The sequence below is a fragment of the Virgibacillus sp. M23 genome (genome assembly GCF_034190895.1).
In the GTDB taxonomy this organism is placed as follows: Bacteria; Bacillota; Bacilli; order Bacillales; family Amphibacillaceae; genus Virgibacillus; species Virgibacillus salarius.
The window spans coordinates 1-433 of record NZ_JAWDHA010000283.1 but is presented as its reverse complement, the minus strand read 5'-3'; the positions used below and the strand labels follow the sequence as shown (position 1 = coordinate 433).

General features: G+C 49.4%; 1 pseudogene. It reads left to right on the top strand.

Going from position 1 to position 433, the window contains the following annotated elements:
* Positions 1-433, top strand: a pseudogene (gene katX / locus RVS70_RS22570) (catalase KatX); the annotation flags it as partial.

Sequence of the window (433 nt, the reverse complement as noted above, 5' to 3'; positions counted from 1 at the left end):
ATGATGAACATCCTGAACTGGACTTTGATCCTCTTGATCCGACAAAACTGTGGTATAAAGACGATTTCCCATGGAAACCGATCGGCAAATTGGTGCTTAACAAAAATCCGGAAAACTACCATGCGGAAGTGGAGCAAGCTTCATTTGGAACGGGGGTGCTTGTCGACTGTCTTGATTTTTCCGATGACAAACTGCTTCAAGGGCGGACGTTTGCCTACTCTGATACGCAGCGCTACCGTGTAGGCGCAAATTACCTGCAGCTCCCGATCAACTCGCCGAAAAAGCATGTCGCCACCAACCAGGAAGGCGGGCAAATGCAATATCGGGTTGATAGAGCAGAAGGACAAAACCCGCACGTCAACTATGAGCCATCCATTATGGGCGGGCTGAATGAAGCGAAGCAGGATGGAAAAGACCATACACCGCATGTCGA